Annotated in this window: 18 protein-coding genes and 1 tRNA gene; 14 read left to right on the forward strand and 5 right to left on the reverse strand. The window is 41.0% G+C overall.

What is annotated here, in order from left to right; all coding sequences use genetic code 11:
* The 3 genes from DFR59_RS01820 to DFR59_RS01830 all read right to left on the reverse strand — a co-directional run bounded on the left by DFR59_RS01820 (position 1) and on the right by DFR59_RS01830 (position 2688).
* On the reverse strand, positions 1-1083 hold the full coding sequence (locus tag DFR59_RS01820) for a GGDEF domain-containing protein (protein WP_114743921.1): 1083 nt from the start codon (positions 1081-1083) through the stop codon (positions 1-3).
* Between the two features lie 66 nt (positions 1084-1149).
* Positions 1150-1614, reverse strand: coding sequence for a hypothetical protein (locus DFR59_RS01825; RefSeq protein WP_114743922.1), 465 nt, complete (start codon positions 1612-1614; stop codon positions 1150-1152).
* Positions 1615-1629: 15 nt separating this feature from the next.
* Positions 1630-2688, reverse strand: a complete 1059-nt coding sequence (locus DFR59_RS01830) for a M42 family metallopeptidase (protein ID WP_114743923.1) — start codon at positions 2686-2688, stop codon at positions 1630-1632.
* Between the two features lie 289 nt (positions 2689-2977).
* Between DFR59_RS01830 and DFR59_RS01835 the strand changes: the two genes are divergently transcribed.
* Complete coding sequence (locus tag DFR59_RS01835; protein WP_114743924.1) at positions 2978-3430, forward strand: SACOL1771 family peroxiredoxin; 453 nt, start codon at positions 2978-2980, stop codon at positions 3428-3430.
* A 31-nt stretch (positions 3431-3461) separates the two neighbouring features.
* Here the strand turns inward: DFR59_RS01835 and DFR59_RS01840 are convergent, their stop codons facing one another.
* Complete coding sequence (locus DFR59_RS01840; protein ID WP_114743925.1) at positions 3462-5324, reverse strand: motility associated factor glycosyltransferase family protein; 1863 nt, start codon at positions 5322-5324, stop codon at positions 3462-3464.
* 206 nt (positions 5325-5530) lie between these two features.
* On the opposite strand from DFR59_RS01840, the gene DFR59_RS01845 reads away from it, so the two are divergent.
* The 11 genes from DFR59_RS01845 to DFR59_RS01895 all read left to right on the forward strand — a co-directional run bounded on the left by DFR59_RS01845 (position 5531) and on the right by DFR59_RS01895 (position 15913).
* Positions 5531-6532: a UDP-N-acetylglucosamine 4,6-dehydratase family protein gene (locus DFR59_RS01845; protein WP_114743926.1), complete on the forward strand. Its 1002-nt coding sequence runs from the start codon at positions 5531-5533 to the stop codon at positions 6530-6532.
* Positions 6533-6545: 13 nt separating this feature from the next.
* Positions 6546-7253, forward strand: coding sequence for an acylneuraminate cytidylyltransferase family protein (locus DFR59_RS01850; protein ID WP_114743927.1), 708 nt, complete (start codon positions 6546-6548; stop codon positions 7251-7253).
* Positions 7222-8256: an N-acetylneuraminate synthase gene (neuB, locus tag DFR59_RS01855; protein WP_114743928.1), complete on the forward strand. Its 1035-nt coding sequence runs from the start codon at positions 7222-7224 to the stop codon at positions 8254-8256. Before DFR59_RS01850 ends, neuB begins: the two co-directional genes overlap by 32 nt.
* Complete coding sequence (neuC, locus tag DFR59_RS01860) at positions 8253-9416, forward strand: UDP-N-acetylglucosamine 2-epimerase (RefSeq protein ID WP_114743929.1); 1164 nt, start codon at positions 8253-8255, stop codon at positions 9414-9416. The genes neuB and neuC overlap by 4 nt, the downstream gene beginning before the upstream one ends.
* A 14-nt stretch (positions 9417-9430) precedes the next feature.
* On the forward strand, positions 9431-10069 hold the full coding sequence (locus DFR59_RS01865; protein ID WP_114743930.1) for an acetyltransferase: 639 nt from the start codon (positions 9431-9433) through the stop codon (positions 10067-10069).
* Positions 10066-11220 (forward strand): aminotransferase class I/II-fold pyridoxal phosphate-dependent enzyme, encoded by a 1155-nt coding sequence (locus DFR59_RS01870; protein WP_114743931.1) that lies wholly within the window; start codon positions 10066-10068, stop codon positions 11218-11220. Before DFR59_RS01865 ends, DFR59_RS01870 begins: the two co-directional genes overlap by 4 nt.
* A gap of 238 nt (positions 11221-11458) precedes the next feature.
* Positions 11459-12832, forward strand: coding sequence for a peptide MFS transporter (locus DFR59_RS01875; RefSeq protein ID WP_114743932.1), 1374 nt, complete (start codon positions 11459-11461; stop codon positions 12830-12832).
* Between the two features lie 165 nt (positions 12833-12997).
* Positions 12998-13240: a FeoA family protein gene (locus DFR59_RS01880; protein WP_114743933.1), complete on the forward strand. Its 243-nt coding sequence runs from the start codon at positions 12998-13000 to the stop codon at positions 13238-13240.
* Positions 13225-15222, forward strand: a complete 1998-nt coding sequence (gene feoB / locus DFR59_RS01885; protein WP_114743934.1) for a ferrous iron transport protein B — start codon at positions 13225-13227, stop codon at positions 15220-15222. Before DFR59_RS01880 ends, feoB begins: the two co-directional genes overlap by 16 nt.
* Positions 15223-15234: 12 nt before the next feature.
* Complete coding sequence (locus DFR59_RS01890) at positions 15235-15393, forward strand: FeoB-associated Cys-rich membrane protein (RefSeq protein WP_114743935.1); 159 nt, start codon at positions 15235-15237, stop codon at positions 15391-15393.
* 109 nt (positions 15394-15502) lie between these two features.
* Positions 15503-15913, forward strand: coding sequence for a hypothetical protein (locus DFR59_RS01895; RefSeq protein ID WP_114743936.1), 411 nt, complete (start codon positions 15503-15505; stop codon positions 15911-15913).
* 68 nt (positions 15914-15981) lie between these two features.
* On the opposite strand, the gene DFR59_RS01900 is transcribed toward DFR59_RS01895, so the two are convergent.
* A tRNA-Val gene (locus DFR59_RS01900) sits at positions 15982-16053 on the reverse strand.
* A 164-nt stretch (positions 16054-16217) separates the two neighbouring features.
* On the opposite strand from DFR59_RS01900, the gene DFR59_RS01905 reads away from it, so the two are divergent.
* On the forward strand, positions 16218-16511 hold the full coding sequence (locus tag DFR59_RS01905; RefSeq protein WP_114744233.1) for a DUF3243 domain-containing protein: 294 nt from the start codon (positions 16218-16220) through the stop codon (positions 16509-16511).
* 175 nt (positions 16512-16686) lie between these two features.
* The gene (locus DFR59_RS01910) at positions 16687-17409 is read left to right on the forward strand and encodes an alpha/beta hydrolase (RefSeq protein WP_114743937.1); all 723 of its coding nucleotides are present in this window, start codon (positions 16687-16689) and stop codon (positions 17407-17409) included.
* The last annotated feature ends 126 nt before the right edge of the window (positions 17410-17535 follow it).

The following is a 17535-nucleotide window of genomic DNA, read 5'->3' on the forward strand; positions in this document are numbered from 1 at the left end:
TTAGATACAGAGGGTTTCTTTTTTTTCAATTTCATTATTTGTATAAACTGTTCCATTTTCTAATACTGCACAGTTTTTCCCGTTTCCTTTTGCTGTATATAACAACCGGTCTGCATTCGTAATGACCATTTCCACCGATTCGTTTTGTTCACCGGTAACGGCACCTAGACTCATGGTTACTGGTTCATTTTGTTGAGAATAATAGACATGATTGAGGCTATGGAACAATTCCTTAAAAAAGCCCGTTAGATCCTCCAGGTTTTTTGAAAGAATAAAAGCAAATTCTTCCCCTCCATAACGGTAGGCTTTGCCGCCATATTTAGGCAGTAATTCATTAAATACAATTCCTAGCCGCTGCAGGACTTCATCCCCTATTGTATGTCCGAAGGAATCATTGATTTCTTTAAATCCATCGATATCTGCCAATATGAGCGTATAGGATTCATCACTTTCACTGCAATGGCGGATGTTTTCCTGAAAACAGCGATGATTGTACAAACCTGTCAAATAATCATGATTCAATAAACCTTTAATCACTTCTTTTTCTCTGAGATGTGCACGTTCCCTTAATACAATCATAGATCCGAATAAGCCGATGATCCACACAAAGATCAAGTTCATATAAAAGTAGACACTGTTTGTAAAGTTTGCCTCATTAAAGGAGTAAAAAAAGATGGCATACCCCGCTGTTACAGCAGAAGAAGAAATGACCGCCCCTTTTGTTCTCCAATAAATGGTAGCATGCATCACCAATAAATATGCGATTGGAAAAATGGGACTTTTCATCCCGCCAGTCAGCGTCATCAGCCAAAAAAAGGCAATATAATCAAAGACGATCCCGCATTTCGTCAGGAGATTAAACTTTCCATGAGAATCTTTTACTTTTGCAAGAGCCAGTTGAGCTATTGCCATATAGACAATTCCAAATAGGAAAAGGATGGGGAATGTGTCTTTATTAAACGCCAGACTCTCTGCAAATGGGGGAACATAAAATAAAATGAAGGATATGATCAAAAATATCCAGCGCAAAGAGGAAAAGACTTTTTCGATTTCATAATCACTTAAATATAAACTGAATTTCATTGCACTTACCCTTCTTTTCCTATTAATAAAGAATAAAACCAGAAAGTTATTAGCTGGAATTCCCCTTTATGCAGGCCAATGTTCATTGATGAATTTTTCTACCGCAAGATGATTTTCTGCACATGAGTAATGGTCAAGATAATTCAGGGCATTGACCAAAGTTTTCCGGGGAATTTGCCCCCATTCCTCTAATTGATTTGTACGATTATGGACAGGGAATTTAACTGTAATGATTTGCTTTAGAAGAGGGATGAATTCTATAATCTTTCCCTCTCCTTCCTCTGCTGCCTTCATAATGGATTCCCACCTGATGACGGGACGAAGATAAATTTTATTGTATAGTCCAGGGTCTTCAAGAAGGCCGTCCACTTCCCTTTCGCATATTCCCCTTACAAGAAAATCCATCCTGATCTCTTGTCTTTCTTTTTTAAAATCATCATTCCACATTTTCAGCATAAGAAGATCGCAGAATACATTGACAGTCATCCCTTCAGCACGGAGACTTTCCCACACTTCATTCAAATCCTGCATTTTTATAAGAACCCTTTACCGGTTTTCAGTCAATGCGGATTGAACGTAAGCTTCCAGGAGCTTTTCCGTATGGAATAAGGAAGATTTATGTGTCCGTTCAAAAGCATGGGAAGATTCAATGCCCGGCCCAATCAATCCGTGGACTATATCATGTCCGGAACGAATGGCTGCAGAAGCATCCGATCCATAATAAGGATAGATATCTACTTTATACTCAACATCATTTTCTTTAGCGAGTTCGATTAAATGCTTGCGCAGGCCATAATGATAAGGACCTGAAGAGTCTTTTGCACAAATGGAAACGGTATACTCGTCAGAACTTTGTCCGTCTCCGAGAGCTCCCATATCGACCGCTAAATATTCTACTGTCTCAGGGGTAATATTTGAATTCCCTCCATAGCCTATTTCTTCATTATTGGAAATCAGAAAATGTGTTGTGTAAGGAAGGGAAATCTTTTCTTCGCAAATGTGCTGGATTAACTTAATCAAAATAGCCACACTTGCTTTGTCATCCAAATGCCTTGATTTAATAAATCCGCTCTCTGTCATTTCAACCCTGGGATCAAATGAGACAAAATCCCCTACTTCGATGCCAAGGCTTCTGACGTCTTCTGCATTTGAAACTTTTTCATCGATTCTTACTTCGATATTATCCTCATTCCTCGGTGCATCCCCTGCATTTTTATATACATGTACAGAAGTCTGATGCATCAAGATCGTTCCGGTAAATATTTTCCCGCTATGTGTTTGAATCTGGCAATATTCGCCTTCCACTGAATTCCAGCGGAACCCTCCGATCATGGAAAGTTTCAGCCTTCCGCCGGGTGTGATGCTTTTAACCATTGCGCCTAATGTATCGACATGAGCTGTCAACATGCGGTGTCGAGCTGTATCTTGTCCAGGCAATGTAATCAGGAGTCCGCCTTTTCGATTTCGTTTCATGTTCAGTTCATAGCCTGAAAGCTGTTCCTCAACAAATTCTATTATTTTATCCGTATTTCCGGATGGGCTTGGAATGGAAACAAGCTCCTTTATCAATTCCATGGTACTTAAAGTATCTGGATATGTAGTCATAAAAGATGAATCCTCCTTCATTTTTAAATCTATTATTCTATCACTGGCTTTTGTTAGAACTTTTTGCCTATTCTAGGATTTTATCATAAAATAGCAAGTAAACACTGCAGAAAGAGAGAATGAAAATGAGAAATTCCACAGTGACTCCTCATTTTTTAAACTGGGTGGATTTCATTTCTGCTCTTCTTTATTTATTCTTCATCTATAGGGAATTTCCCTATCTTGCCCATTATTTTTTCATATTTTTCTGTTTTTTAATGTTTACTTATTAAAACAAGGAGTGATTGGAATGGCTGAACACGTTTTTAAACTGCATGCAGCGTGGCAGGGCGGCAGAAACAGCATCGGGGAAATTGAATCAGGCCAGCTTAAAACCAAGGTATCCATCCCCCCTGAAATGGATGGTCCGGGGATTGGGACCAATCCCGATGAAATGCTCCTTGGGGCTGCTGCGACCTGCTACATCATCACGCTGGCCGCCATGCTTGAACGTTCAAAAATCAGCACACTCAGCTTAGAAATGAATTCTGAAGGGATAGTGGCTGTCGAGAAAGGTGTCATTACCTATAAAAAAATTCAGCATATGCCCGTTTTGACAATTCCTGAAAACACCTCGCAGGAAACAATCGCAAAAATCCATCGATTGATAACAAAAGCTGAAGAGAGCTGCATGATTTCAAGAGCAGTAAAAGGAAATGTCGAAATAAGTGCAGCAGGAAAAATATTAATTGGGGAACGATGAACTAAAAAACTGAAGCGGGATAATACCCGCTTCAGTTTTTTAATTGACTTCTAACCTTCTCATGAGCGGCAGTCAGGATTTCATCAATCGCTTTTGCATCGTCATAGCATTTTTTGATATATTGTTCCATCGCTGCGATCATCTCGCTTCTTTGTCTATGGAACAATGTGACTTCTCTTGCTTTTTTCATTTTTTCTGCGAAGACTTCATATCCCAGTGGATTTAATGCACTGGCTATTTCCTTATAAAAGTAGTTCTGAGTCCATTCTTTATACAGTGAATTCAGCTTTTGAACAGAATGATTGATGCTTCCGGCAGATTTTCGGTTTTCTACAAGTTTTTTTGCTTTTTCAATTCCCTTTAACAATTCTCTTTCTTGACTGAAAAATTTTGTTTTTTCTTTCTCAAGCTTGGTGGAAGCCTCAACGAAAAACTCTTTTGAATAGCCTTCATCCTCTTCCGTTTTCCATTTATCTGCTGTACATGGATTCTTCAATCTTGAATGAATGACATCAATTAATTCCACAAATGAAGTTCCTTTTATTTTTGCACCGCCTTTTGTCGAATTGATAGTTTCTTTTTGATTCATCTCGATATAGTTTTCCAAAAGGATTCTCATCTCATTTAGCGAGGCATCTGTCTCAATCCATTCACCATCTACATCCTCAACAGGAATATACTGTTTTTTTAATTCTTCTTCACTTAAATCAGCGTCTCTCCAGTCATAAGAAATCCCCTTCGCATAATACTGCCCTTTTCTGAAAGCAAGATTCTGCCCTACCAATATGATAGGGGAGCACCCCAATTTCATCAGCATCTGATAGGCAACAATCGCAATGGAATACGCATCATTTACGGTTTCCGGCAGTGTCCCGTCTGTATTTCTCGCATATAGGCGGGAAATGGGATCCCGGGTGTTAATCAATAAATGAAGCTTTTGACCCGGATATTTCGAAAGTGTCTGATGACAGATGCTTGATCCAAATATCATCGGTATTTCTTTTATCTCTTTCTCCACAATTTCTTTAAAGACGTGCTGGTTTACACTTTGAGGTTCAAATGAACAGACAGCATCCGGGTAAATTCCTGCTTGTATCAGCGGCTTATTGGCGGAACCAACCGCAAAAATATATGCCAGTCTGTTTTCTTTGATATACTTCAGATTTTCAAGTTCTTCCTGCAGTGATGGCCCGGCTGCCACAATAATCGCTGGTCTGTCATGAAAATGGTTTTTTTTCTTCAAAATGTTTGGTGTAGTGAATGTAGCTGGGAAATTGATGATAGAGTTCCTTATCCAGTTCATTTGGTTATTCGCCAACGTCACTAGATTTAATCGTTTTCTCTCAAATGAAGCCTTTAATGCACCCAAGAAATCCGCGTATTCTTCAGGATAGAGCAGCTCGTAGCTTGGGAGGGGGATCACCGCTACCCTTCCACCCAATTGGGAAGCCAATGCATCTGCGTGGAGTTGAGTATCTTTTCCTATTTCTCCTAAGAAGAAGCCACGGGCTCTTTCAACAAAAGAAATGGAACGGTTATTCAAAAGGTGATGAAATATCTCCATGGAGGGTTCGAAGATGGAATAAGGTTGTTTTGGATATAACTCTATGAATTTCTCAATATGATATCCAAGTCCCATTCCATAAAAAAGCACATGAGAATCTTCTTTAATCATTTCCTTCTGGGCAGCGATTAATTTTTCCGCTTCCTCTTTTATTTGCTCCGGGCCGCCATGTATAAAACAGGCTCCGGTATCAGCATCCTTTTTCAAATCGATGACTTTTCCATCCATTTTGACCTGTTCGAAAACATTCCGCGGTTTGTATCCCTTCATCTTTTCATATATTTCTTTATTGTTTGCTTTCAGATAATTTAAATTATCTAATCCGTTCAAATGGATCCTCCTTCGCTAATCATAGTTGGCGATAAATACACACCCATCTTCCTTTATTGCTTCATTGATATGGTATGAATAATAAAAATATGTTCGCCAGCGAGATAAGTACAAGGCGGAGGCTTTTCCACGGGTTCTAATTTGATTTATCCAATTGTATAACAATAATATGGAACACCCATGCCGCTTTTCGGGGGGAGAAGTTCATGTTCAATGGAAAACAAGTACTGATCACTGGGGGAACCGGTTCAATCGGAAGTGAATTAGTACGGCAAATCATCACTCAGTCCCCAAAGGTCATCAGGGTCTACAGCAGGGATGAATCAAAGCATTTTCAACTGCAGCAAGAGTTTGCCGATCATGAAAATATTCGCTACCTTGTTGGGGATATACGGGATAAAGACCGACTCGTCTATGCTGCAAAGGACATTGATTATATATTTCACGCAGCAGCCCTGAAACATGTCCCTGCCTGTGAATTCAATCCATTCGAAGCTGTCAAAACCAATGTCCTCGGGACTCAGAATATCATCGAAGCAGCGATTGCCAATGAGGTGGAAAAAGTCGTATCCATCTCCACAGATAAAGTAGTGAACCCTATTAATACAATGGGGGCAACCAAACTTCTTTCAGAAAAAATCATATCTGCCGCAGAGTTTTATAAAGGATCCAGCCGTACTAAATTCTGCTGCGTCCGTTTTGGAAACGTCATGGGTTCGAGGGGGTCTGTCATCCCTCTTTTCATCCAGCAGTTAAAGAAAAAGCTGCCAATTACATTGACGCATAAAGAGATGACACGATTTATGATGACCATTGAAGAAGCCGCGGGCTTGGTCATAAAGGCTGCCTCTATGGCAAGCGGCGGCGAGACGTTTGTCCTTAAAATGCCGGTCATCCGTATCAATGACCTCGCAGAAGTGCTTTTAGAAGATTATTTAGATTCAGGCAGCTCAGAAAGCCATCCTGGCATTATTAAGGTCGGGATGCGCCCGGGTGAAAAGCTGCATGAAGAATTAATGACCTTGGAAGAATCAGAGCGAGCATATGAAAACGACAGGATGTTCATGATTGTACCTGGAAGGAACAGCAAAAAAAGTCTGCCGCAGGAATTTTCCAAGGCAGCAAAAAAACCATATGCATCCAACGGAGCTGAACCTTTGGATAAAAGCCAATTAAAAGAACTATTAAAAAATACAAGATTCATTTAATCAGAGGTGAAAAATGAAAACAATTGCCATCATCCCGGCAAGAGGCGGCTCAAAAGGATTAAAAAACAAGAATATCCTGCAACTGAACGGAAAGCCGATGATTGCATATACGATCGAAGCTGCATTTAAATCAACCGTCCCGGATGAAGTGATTGTCTCAACTGATTCTGAACAAATCCTTAATATCGCCAAGCAATATGGAGTAGATTCTCCACTCAGGCGCCCTACGCATTTAGCAGAAGATACAACCTCAACAATTGAAGTCATCCAGCATGTTATAGCAGAACGGTATGCAAATGAATCAGTAAACGTCATTTTACTTCAACCTACTTCTCCGCTGCGGACCGCCAGACATATTCAAGAAGCCTATCAAATTTATCTGGAACGCGGGATACCTGTCCTCAGTATAAGTGAGGCAGATACACACCCGATTCTGATGAGAGAAATAAAGAATGGATTCATCGTTCCGTTCCTCCCAGCTTCATCTTTGAACAGAAGACAGGATTATCCCCCATATTATCAGTTAAACGGGGCCATTTATATCACAGATTCAAGTTATATCAAGGCTGGGAGGCTATACAAAGATCTTTCTGCCCCATATGTAATGGATAAAGAATCTTCCATTGATATTGATGATATCTATGATTTTATGCTGGCATCCTACGTTATGGAAAAGAGAGGGGAAAAAAATGATAAATATCGGCCGGAGGATCATCTCTGAAGAATCCCCTGCCTATATCATCGCAGAGGCAGGGGTCAATCATAATGGATCAATCGAAATGGCTGAGAAGCTTATTAAGGCTGCTTATGATGCCGGGGCTGATGCTGTAAAATTCCAAACCTTTAAAAGCGAACTGCTCGTTTCTAAATCAGCCCGTAAAGCGGACTATCAATTAACAAATGAAAGTGATGGAGAGAACCAGTTTGATATGTTGAAAGGACTGGAATTGACTTATGAAGAATTCCACCATTTACAAAGGGTATGCAATTCAATAGGAATTGAATTTCTCTCTACCCCGTTTGACTTAGAAAGTGCCCAATTCTTGAATAAACTTGGCTTGCATGCTTTCAAGATAGGATCAGGAGATTTAACCAACCTTCCGCTGCTTACAGAAATCGGTGCTTTTCAAAAGCCCGTGCTTCTTTCAACCGGCATGTCAAACCTGGCGGAAATCGAAGAAGCAATCCATTCTATCAATCATCCAGCTATCGCCCTCTTTCATTGCACATCTTCTTATCCTGCACCACATGACGAACTGAATCTCCTTTCCATCCAGTCAATGAAACATGCTTTTCAAAAAATTGTCGGCTATTCAGACCATACCTCTGGAATTGAAGCGGCTGTCTCCTCTGTCTCAATCGGTGCAAAAATTATCGAGAAGCATATTACCCTTGATCAACTTTTGCCTGGACCAGACCACAAAGCCTCTCTCTCTCCTGAACAATTTGCAGAATATACAGCGGCCATCCGAAGAACGGAAAAGATGCTTGGGGATGGAAAAAAACGATGCATGCCTTCAGAAGAAAACACTCGTACAACTGCAAGAAAAAGTATAATTGCCTCTTTGCCATTAAGCAGCGGGGATATCCTTTCACCCGACACTCTTTCGATTAAAAGACCCGGAAGCGGAATACCTCCGAAATACCTGCCGCTCGTCATTGGCAGAAAAATCAACAAAGACAAACAGGCAGATGATCCAGTAGATTGGCATGATCTATCATGAATAAGAAAATAAAGAGCATTTGTGTCGTTACGGGAACGAGGGCCGACTATGGAATCTACTATCCTCTGCTGAAAAAATTAAATCGTCATCCAACCTTTAAATTGTCCCTTCTTGTTACAGGGATGCATCTTTCGCCTGAAAATGGCTTTACGTTCGAACTTATAAAAAAAGACAAATTTCCCATTATGGGAATCGTGGACACGATCATGGTACATCAAAATGACGCCAATATGGCGAGATCAATCGGTTTAGGCGTTTTAGGAATGACTCAGCTGTTTGAAACAAATAAACCTGATTGGGTGATTGTCCTTGGTGACCGGGGAGAAATGCTTTCGGCTGCCATTGCTGCAATCCATTTAAATATTCCTGTTGCTCATCTGCATGGCGGAGAGCGCTCTGGATCGATAGATGAAAGCATCCGGCATGCAATTTCTAAACTTTCTCACCTTCATTTCCCTTCCACAAAAAAAAACGGCGCAAGATTGAAAAGAATGGGTGAGGATCCCTCAAGGATTTTTGTCGCCGGTTCGCTTCGAGTGGAAGGAATGTTCGCAGAGCCATTAAAAGACCTCGAAGTGGTTTTGCAGGAATACGGGCTGCCTGAAACAATCTCCTCCAAATCTTATTTTCTTTTCATTTTCCACCCTGTCACGTATGAATGGAAATCCGTATCAGGGCAAACTGAAACCATTTTGAAGCTCTTGACCACGAAAGGAAAGCCGATCATCTGCATCCTTCCCAATACAGATGCCGGGGCAGGTGAGATCTTGAAATGCTACAAAAAATTTGAAAATGATCCACATTTCCATATGGTTAAAAATTTTCACCACCAGGATTATTTAACGATATTGAAAAATGCCCATGCTCTAATCGGAAACTCATCTTCCGGAATCATCGAAGCTGCCACCTACCAAGTCCCTGTTATAAATATAGGATCCCGCCAGAATCATCGTGAACGCTCCTTGAATGTCATCGATGCGGCTCCTGAAAAAGACGAACTGAATCAAGCACTCGCTGCTATAGAAGATGAGGAATACTCCAAAAAACTTAAGCGGGTCAAAAATGTCTACGGCATAGGCGATACTTCCGACATCATCATCAACACAATCCAAAGGACGGCATTTACCCCGGATTTCATTGCAAAAACCAACTCCTACTAAAAAGAGGTGGGCACATGTTTGTCTTAATTGGTGCTGGCGGCCATAGCAAAGTAGTGAAGGATATACTGATTGCAGGCGGGCATAGAGTGCTGGGTTTTTTAGATGATAACAGAAGTGAAACATCCTTCTGCGGGTTGCCTGTGCTTGGAAAAATAAAGGATTTGCCAACGCTAATTGATTCAGAGGATTCTTTATCCTTTATCATCACAATAGGAGACAACAAAAAACGAAAACACATGGCAGATGAACTGAACCAATATCCCATTCGCTTCGGGACAGCCGTCCACCCTCAATCTTTCATTGGAGATAATGTTCATATTGGAGAAGGATCAGTCATTATGCCGTTTGCCGTAATCAATGCTGACACGTTCATCGGGAGCCACTGCATCATCAATTCACATGCTGTGGTGGAACATGACTGCATTGTTGATTCCTTTGTCCACTTATCCCCTCAGTCCACTTTGACCGGAAGTGTGAAAGCAGGCGAGGGTGTTCATTTTGGTGCTTCATCCTGCATCATCCCTGGCAAACAAGTGGGGTGCTGGTCCATCATCGGGGCAGGTTCCACGGTGATTCGTGACATCCCCGCTTTTTCCACTGCTGTCGGTTCGCCTGCGAAAATCATTAAAGCACTGGAGGACGGCCGGACATGAATCATTCAAAACGCATCTATTTGTCACCTCCACATATGAGCGGTGATGAACAGTCATTCATTCAACAAGCTTTTGATTCCAATTGGATTGCCCCGCTTGGTGAAAATGTGGTCCAATTCGAAAATGAAATTTGCCGGTATACCGGTTCCCCATCATCCCTTGCAGTAAGTTCAGGAACCGCCGCTATCCATTTAGCACTGATTTTATTGGGTGTTTCAAGAAATGACTATGTCATTTGCCAGTCCCTTACTTTTGTGGCTACCGCAAATCCCATATTATATCAAGGGGCTCAACCCGTTTTTATCGACTCAGAGCCCGACACCTGGAATATGTCCCCAGCAGCACTTGAAAAGGCTCTTTATAAAATGAACAAAGAAAACTGCCTGCCAAAAGCTGTCATCATCGTTAATTTATTGGGCCAAAGTGCCAAATACGAAGAATTATGCACCATTGCTGAGTATTATCAAGTGCCTGTCATTGAGGATGCCGCAGAATCCCTTGGTTCCAGCTATAAAGGAAAAAAATGCGGGACATTCGGAAAGTTCGGAATCCTATCTTTCAATGGGAATAAAATCATCACAACTTCCGGAGGCGGCATGCTGTTATCAGATGACCACGAAGCCCTGGCAAGAGCTAAATTCCTTGCTACACAGGCCAGGGACCCTGCCATCCATTACGAACATAGCCAAACAGGCTTTAATTATCGGATGAGCAATATCCTTGCAGGAATCGGACGGGGACAGCTGCTTCACATTGAGGAGCGCGTTGAAGCGAGGCGTGAAATTTTCAATCGTTATAAAAGTGGCTTGTCTACAATTGATGGCCTTGATTTCATGCCGGAATTACCGGATTCAAAATCAAACCGCTGGCTCACGGCCCTAACCCTCTCCCCAGAATCGAATCTTTCCCCTCCAGTGCTGTTACATGCTCTTGAAAAAGAAAATATTGAATCAAGGCCTATCTGGAAGCCACTCCATACTCAGCCGTTATTCCGCGGCTCTCCATACTTTGAACATGAAAATGGCAGGGACTTCGCCAACCAACTATTTCAAACAGGAATATGCCTTCCTTCCGGCTCATCCCTGACCTTAGAGGAACAGGAAAAAACTATTGAAATCATAAAGATCACTCTTAAGCAATCGAGTGTATAACATCCCTCTTTCGGGATGTTTTTCTATTTAAAAATGAATAATAATTGAGGAATGGGTGATATTTTACAAGAAGAATCTGTCGCCGTTACATCGCTTCTATAAGATAACAGTGAATCGATCTCTGAATTGGAGCAATACTTTAAAGATTATTACTTCTCCATTATTCATTGATTATAAATTTTTAGTAAATTATAATTTCTAATTGTGTTGAAAAATTTCAGACAACAGAGGTGATTCGGTGGAAGAAACATTGCAGAACAACACAAAAAAACATCCTAAAGGTCTATACTTACTATTCTTTACCGAACTTTGGGAACGCTACAGCTATTATGGAATGAGATCTCTTCTTGTTCTATATCTGACAATTGCCTATGTCAGCGGCGGACTTGGCATGGATGATGCTACCGCATTAAGAATTTACGGACTCTATACAGGTTTGGTCTATTTCACTCCGCTGATCGGAGGATATCTGACGGACAGATTCATCGGATTGCAGCGCGCAATCACAATCGGCGGCATTACGATGGCATGCGGGGATTTTACCGTCTTCGCAACTCATTCTACAACAGGGCTATACATAGGCCTCTTACTATTGATCATTGGAAACGGTTTCTTTAAACCGAATATCTCGACACTTGTTGGGGAACTTTACCCAAAAAATGATAAGCGAAAAGATGCAGCATTCACTATTTTCTATATGGGAATCAACATTGGTGCTTTCTTCGCCCCCCTTATTGCAGGCTTTCTGGCAGAAACATTATTCTTCTCGAAAGATGCAAATGGGATCGAACATTGGGGATTCCAATGGGCATTCCTTGCTTCTTCAATTGGGATGCTGATCGGCCAGATCATTTACAGCTCATTAGGCAAGAAATACCTTGGGGACATTGGGAAAAAGCCATTGCGTCAAGGGCTGGAGAAAGAAAGCAAAGCTCCTGCCCAGCCATTGACACCTGCAGAAAAGAAACGAACTTGGGCAATCATCATTATCACATGTTTCGTTGTCTTCTTCTGGGCTGGATTTGAACAAGCTGGAAGTTCTTTTACATTATATACTCAAAAGTTTGTGGACCGTAATGTCTTCGGATTCAGAGTACCTGTTTCATGGTTCCAGTCAATCAATCCAGTATTCATCATCATTTTGGCTCCGATTCTTTCAGCTATTTGGTCCAAGCTTTCGAATAGCAAACGCGGGGATATTAAAATGACAACAAAAATGGGTATTGGGATGATTTTATTGGGAATTGGATTCCTTGTATTGATTCCAGCCGTACTCCAAACAGGAAGCGATGAATCGAATATTCCAGTTAAAGCAAACCTATTATTCATCGTGTTCACTTATTTCCTTCATACACTTGGAGAACTATTCCTGTCTCCTGTCGGTCTTTCTCTTGTAAGTAAAGTGTCTCCTGTCAAATTGGCTTCTTTATTGATGGGTGTATGGCTATTCTCCAGTTCAGTAGCGAACTTTGTGGCAGGACAGCTTGCAGCCTTGACTGAATCCTTGGGCTACTTGGAAATCTTCCTTGTAATCGGAGCAGCAGCCATCGTGCTGGGGCTTGTACTACTATCTATTTCAAGAAAACTTGTTGCTATGATGGAATCCCGATAAAAATCGATAATGAATCAATGTTAAAAGTCAGACTTTTTGTCTGGCTTTTTTTATATTTTCATTCTCACATAATTAATTCTATGTTAGAATAAAAATGTAATTGAGAAGATTTATCATTCTCATTGCAGTGAAATGAACAAATGATAATTGAATGGGGATTTTCATATGAATCTTACATCATTGAAAAAAGGCCAAATCGGCTATATAAGAGATATTTCTAAAACAACTGGCATCTTGCAGAATCGGCTTCTTCATATCGGAGTCTGCGAAGGATGCCCCATCAAATTGGAGCGTTCCCTTCCATTCGGCGGCCCATGCATGGTGGAGTGCGGAGGACAGATGATCGGGATCCGCCGCAAGGATGCCGAATTCATTAAGGTGGAATTGGAATCATGCAAACAGCATTAATCGGCAATCCCAATACAGGGAAAACATCATTGTTCAACACCTTGACCAATTCATATGAGTATGTGGGAAATTGGAGCGGCGTCACAGTCGAAAAAAAAATCGGTGTCCTATCAAACCAACATGGCCACCTGATTGATTTGCCCGGCGTCTATTCCCTGCAGCCCTTGTCGAGAGATGAATCTGTCGTCATCCATTTCCTGCTTCATGACGACTTTTCAAACATATTAAACATTGTCGATGCGTCACAGCTGGAACGTAATCTCCAACTTACATTGTCGCTTTTAGAATACGGAAAGCCAGTGACCATTGGCTTGAATATGGTGGACGTCGCCAAAAACCGCGGCATCCAAGTCGATACAAATAAGTTATCTTCCCTATTAGGGGCTATCGTAGAGCCAATCATAGCGAGAACAGGTCAAGGCTGTAAAGATCTTCAGGAGGCGCTCTTGGCTTCATCAGATTCTTCTAATGCCTCTCCATTAATCATTGATTATGGAGCAGCAATGGAAGCAGCCATTAATAAAATCAATTCCCTTCTGCCAGAGGACCTTCCATTTCCAAAGCGCTGGCTTGCGCTTCAAGTGTTAGAAGGAAATCAATCTTCTATTGATTATTCTGCTGATTGGATTGATCAGGAAGTTCTTCGCAGCATCGTTGATGAGCTGCGTGCTGAATTGAAGGCGGTCTCCCCGGCAAAATGGATTTTCCAGGTAAGGAAAGCCTGGATTCGAAATGTGATCAAGGAAGTCCAAATCCATGAAGCACCCGGCAAAGAATCAGGTTCTGCCAAGATAGACAAAATTGTCACAAACAAATGGCTTGGCATCCCTATTTTCTTCTTATTCATGTATATTATGTTCATGTTTACATTTGATTGGATCGGCACTCCCTTGTCGGATGCCTTGGATGCATTTTTATCCGGGCCAGTGACAAACATCATATTGGCTACATTGGAGGCCATCCACGCCAATCAATTTATTAAAGATTTATTGATCCAGGGAATTGTAGCAGGGGTAGGCGGGGTCCTCGTATTCGTTCCCCAGATTTTCATCCTATTCTTGTTTATATCCTTCCTGGAGGATTCAGGATATATGGCCAGGGCTGCCTTGGTAATGGACAGACTCATGGAGCGGGTTGGATTGAACGGAAAAGCTTTTATTCCAATGATCATCGGTTTTGGATGCAATGTTCCGGGTGTTATGGCAGCAAGAACAATCGAGCAGCCAAAGGAAAGGCTTTTGACGATTCTCCTTACTCCATTGATGTCATGTTCTGCGAGACTTCCTGTCTATGCCCTGTTTGCCGGAGCGTTTTTCACAAAGCATCAATCAATAGTCGTTTTTTCCCTTTATGTTTTAGGAATTGCGGTCGCGCTGCTCTTAGCCAGCATTTTCTCGAAGACCATTTTAAAAAATGAAGCTTCATTATTTGTGGTCGAGCTTCCTCCGTATAGAATTCCTCATACAAAGACACTTTGGAGGAGTACATGGGAAAAAGGCAAAGGGTTTGTTCGCAAAGCAGGTACCTTCATTTTCGGAGGATCTGTTTTCATCTGGCTCCTATCCTATGCAGGACCTGATGGATTGAATGTCCCGATGGATGATAGTTTTCTTGCCATGATCGGTGGAATCATCGCTCCGCTGCTTGCCCCGCTTGGATTTGCTTCCTGGCAGGCTGGAGCATCACTATTAACCGGCTTCCTTGCAAAGGAAGTTGTCGTATCAACCATGAATATCATTTACCACACTCCAGATACAAATACTTTGCAGGGCTTATTGGCAGATCATTATACTGCTTTAAGCTCATATAGCTTCATGGTGTTTATATTGCTATATGTACCATGTGTAGCAACAGTTGCAGCTATCAGGAATGAATCAGGTTCCAAGAAGTGGACTTTGTTCTCCATTGGATACGCACTTGCTATTGCTTATCTGCTTTCCTTTATCATTTATCAGACAGGGAAACTCTTCATAACATTCTAAGGAGGCGTTATCATGATTGCCAGCATCCTGATCGGACTGCTCATCTTTGGTTATGCCGGATTCACACTATATAAGTTTATCAAGAAGAGTAAAGAAGGAGTATGCGGGACATGCTCCCTTAAGAAAAGCTGCAATTCAAAATGCAGTGCATTTCAAGATGAAACGAGATGACAAAAACCGGCCTGTAACTTCGGCCGGTTTTCTATTTCTATTATTTTTTTTGTAACTTATCACCTTAATTTGCGTCTAAAAATATATCAACGTGAGATAAGGAGAATTTATGCAGACCGTCAATTTAAGCAAGCCACAGCCAGAACCTGATTTTATGTACATAATGGATGAATTGATTTCATCAGAAGACATCCAGGAAGACACTCCCCTGCAAGAGCAGATGAAGACAGTGATGATGATTGAAGTGATTGATCCGGAAAAGAACGGGTCTGTGATTGAGCAAGACACCGTTAAAATGCTCGGTGCCATCGGAAATCCCTTGAAAATGAATACAGAGACAGATGGCCAACTCTACTCATACAAGGCATCTAATTCACAACAGACTGCCTTCTCATATGTAGTTCAATCCCCATCAGAAAAGGCATTGATCCGCTATACAGTCCTTAATCAAAAGCAGGACTTCACTTTGGACCCTTTCAAACAAATGCTGAATTCTACTGTCAGACTTATAAAAAGATAGTCTATGGACTCCATTTGAAAAAACAAAAAAGCATCCTGATAAATCAGGATGCTTTTTCTTTTAATCGATGATCTGAGAGGGATTCGAACCCCCGACCCCTTCCCTGTCAAGGAAGTATTCTCCCGCTGAACTATCAGATCGCTATCAGCTACATATTCTATTATATTTATTTTTCATAGAAAGTCAATTGGTTTTATGAAACTTTTTTATTTACAGAAAATCCTATCTAATTCAGTTTATGATCTGTCCATTGTGGTAAACACTCTATAACATTCACAAGGAGGCTTTTATTTTGGAAAATCATATGAATAAAGTTGAAGACAAATTAGAAAACGTTGATGAGGCCAAAAAGGAACAGATCTTAAAGTCTTTTGAAGAATTTAAATCGTACCTCTCTAAAAAAGTGGAGATGGGTGAAAAGCTTGGTTTAAATGAAGAACAGCTTGCTGTGGCAGCGGAGAAAGTAGCTGGTCATCTTGCTAATAAAGAGGAACCGCGTAATGCTGAAGAAAAGCTTTTGAATGAGCTGTGGGAAGTCGGAACAAAAGAACAGCAGCATCATTTAGCGCATATGCTTGTGAATCTCGTTAAGAAATAAATAATATATCATTTAGAAGCCTCCATTTTTTGGAGGCTTTCCTTATTTCTTTGAAAAATTCAGCTCTTTCCCTAAGCATCGACTGCTTAAATCAAGAATTGGGAAAACAGTCTTCATTTATGATAAAATCAAATGTATACGCTTTATTTATTTGCCATAGTTGGAGGTATTCATCATGTCTACACCAAAAGGAACAATCAATGAAATATCGTTTCAAAGTATGGAACTTGGGGAAGAAATAAAATTACTGGTTTATTTGCCAGCCACTTTTTCACCCCTATACAAATACTCGCTGCTCATTGCACAGGATGGCAAGGATTACTTCCAACTAGGAAGAATCGCACGGCTTGCTGACGAGTATTTGGATAACAGGGAGATAGAAAATCTTATTATAGTGGGAATCCCTTATAAAGATGTGGAGGACCGCAGAAGAAAGTATCATCCGGACGGCGAACAGAACGCAGCCTATATTCGATTTCTTGCTCATGAGCTGGTCCCATTCCTGGATAAAGAATATCCAACCTACCATATGGGGCTTGGCCGAGGGTTGATCGGCGACTCACTCGGGGCAACCGTATCACTCATGACCGCAGTGAAGTATCCTAATACGTTTGGAAAAGTCATCTTGCAGTCGCCGTATGTCGATGAAAAAGTACTTAAGGGCGTGGAGCAATTAAGCCAGCCACAGCTTCTTAATATCTATCATGTCATTGGAAATGGCGAAAAAGAGGTAAAAACGACCGATGGAAAAGTGAAAGATTTCCTCGCTCCAAACAGATCCCTTCATGAATTGATGGAAGAAAAAAACTATACTTGCTTCTATGAAGAATTCAATGGCGACCATACTTGGAAGCATTGGCAGCCCGACCTAAAAAGGGCATTGAAATTTATGTACTGAGCCTTATAGTCCAAAAGCAATATTTTGGTGCACCCTGTATGAAAAATATTGGGGTGCCTCCTCAATTTATATTATAATATTCAAAAAAATGTTATAATAATTTATAAAAGATTGTACTCTCTATAG

The organism is Falsibacillus pallidus (assembly GCF_003350505.1).
Taxonomy (GTDB): Bacteria; Bacillota; Bacilli; order Bacillales; family DSM-25281; genus Falsibacillus; species Falsibacillus pallidus.

Excerpts from the sequence above, each read along its gene's own strand:
- DFR59_RS01820 (WP_114743921.1), bottom strand. The coding sequence starts at position 1,083 with ATGAAATTCAGTTTATATTTAAGTGATTATGAAATCGAAAAAGTCTTT.
- DFR59_RS01825 (WP_114743922.1), bottom strand. The coding sequence starts at position 1,614 with ATGCAGGATTTGAATGAAGTGTGGGAAAGTCTCCGTGCTGAAGGGATG.
- DFR59_RS01830 (WP_114743923.1), bottom strand. The coding sequence starts at position 2,688 with ATGACTACATATCCAGATACTTTAAGTACCATGGAATTGATAAAGGAG.
- DFR59_RS01835 (WP_114743924.1), top strand. The coding sequence starts at position 2,978 with ATGGCTGAACACGTTTTTAAACTGCATGCAGCGTGGCAGGGCGGCAGA.
- DFR59_RS01845 (WP_114743926.1), top strand. The coding sequence starts at position 5,531 with ATGTTCAATGGAAAACAAGTACTGATCACTGGGGGAACCGGTTCAATC.
- DFR59_RS01850 (WP_114743927.1), top strand. The coding sequence starts at position 6,546 with ATGAAAACAATTGCCATCATCCCGGCAAGAGGCGGCTCAAAAGGATTA.
- neuB (WP_114743928.1), top strand. The coding sequence starts at position 7,222 with ATGATAAATATCGGCCGGAGGATCATCTCTGAAGAATCCCCTGCCTAT.
- neuC (WP_114743929.1), top strand. The coding sequence starts at position 8,253 with ATGAATAAGAAAATAAAGAGCATTTGTGTCGTTACGGGAACGAGGGCC.
- DFR59_RS01865 (WP_114743930.1), top strand. The coding sequence starts at position 9,431 with ATGTTTGTCTTAATTGGTGCTGGCGGCCATAGCAAAGTAGTGAAGGAT.
- DFR59_RS01870 (WP_114743931.1), top strand. The coding sequence starts at position 10,066 with ATGAATCATTCAAAACGCATCTATTTGTCACCTCCACATATGAGCGGT.
- DFR59_RS01880 (WP_114743933.1), top strand. The coding sequence starts at position 12,998 with ATGAATCTTACATCATTGAAAAAAGGCCAAATCGGCTATATAAGAGAT.
- feoB (WP_114743934.1), top strand. The coding sequence starts at position 13,225 with ATGCAAACAGCATTAATCGGCAATCCCAATACAGGGAAAACATCATTG.
- DFR59_RS01890 (WP_114743935.1), top strand. The coding sequence starts at position 15,235 with ATGATTGCCAGCATCCTGATCGGACTGCTCATCTTTGGTTATGCCGGA.
- DFR59_RS01895 (WP_114743936.1), top strand. The coding sequence starts at position 15,503 with ATGCAGACCGTCAATTTAAGCAAGCCACAGCCAGAACCTGATTTTATG.
- DFR59_RS01905 (WP_114744233.1), top strand. The coding sequence starts at position 16,218 with ATGAATAAAGTTGAAGACAAATTAGAAAACGTTGATGAGGCCAAAAAG.
- DFR59_RS01910 (WP_114743937.1), top strand. The coding sequence starts at position 16,687 with ATGTCTACACCAAAAGGAACAATCAATGAAATATCGTTTCAAAGTATG.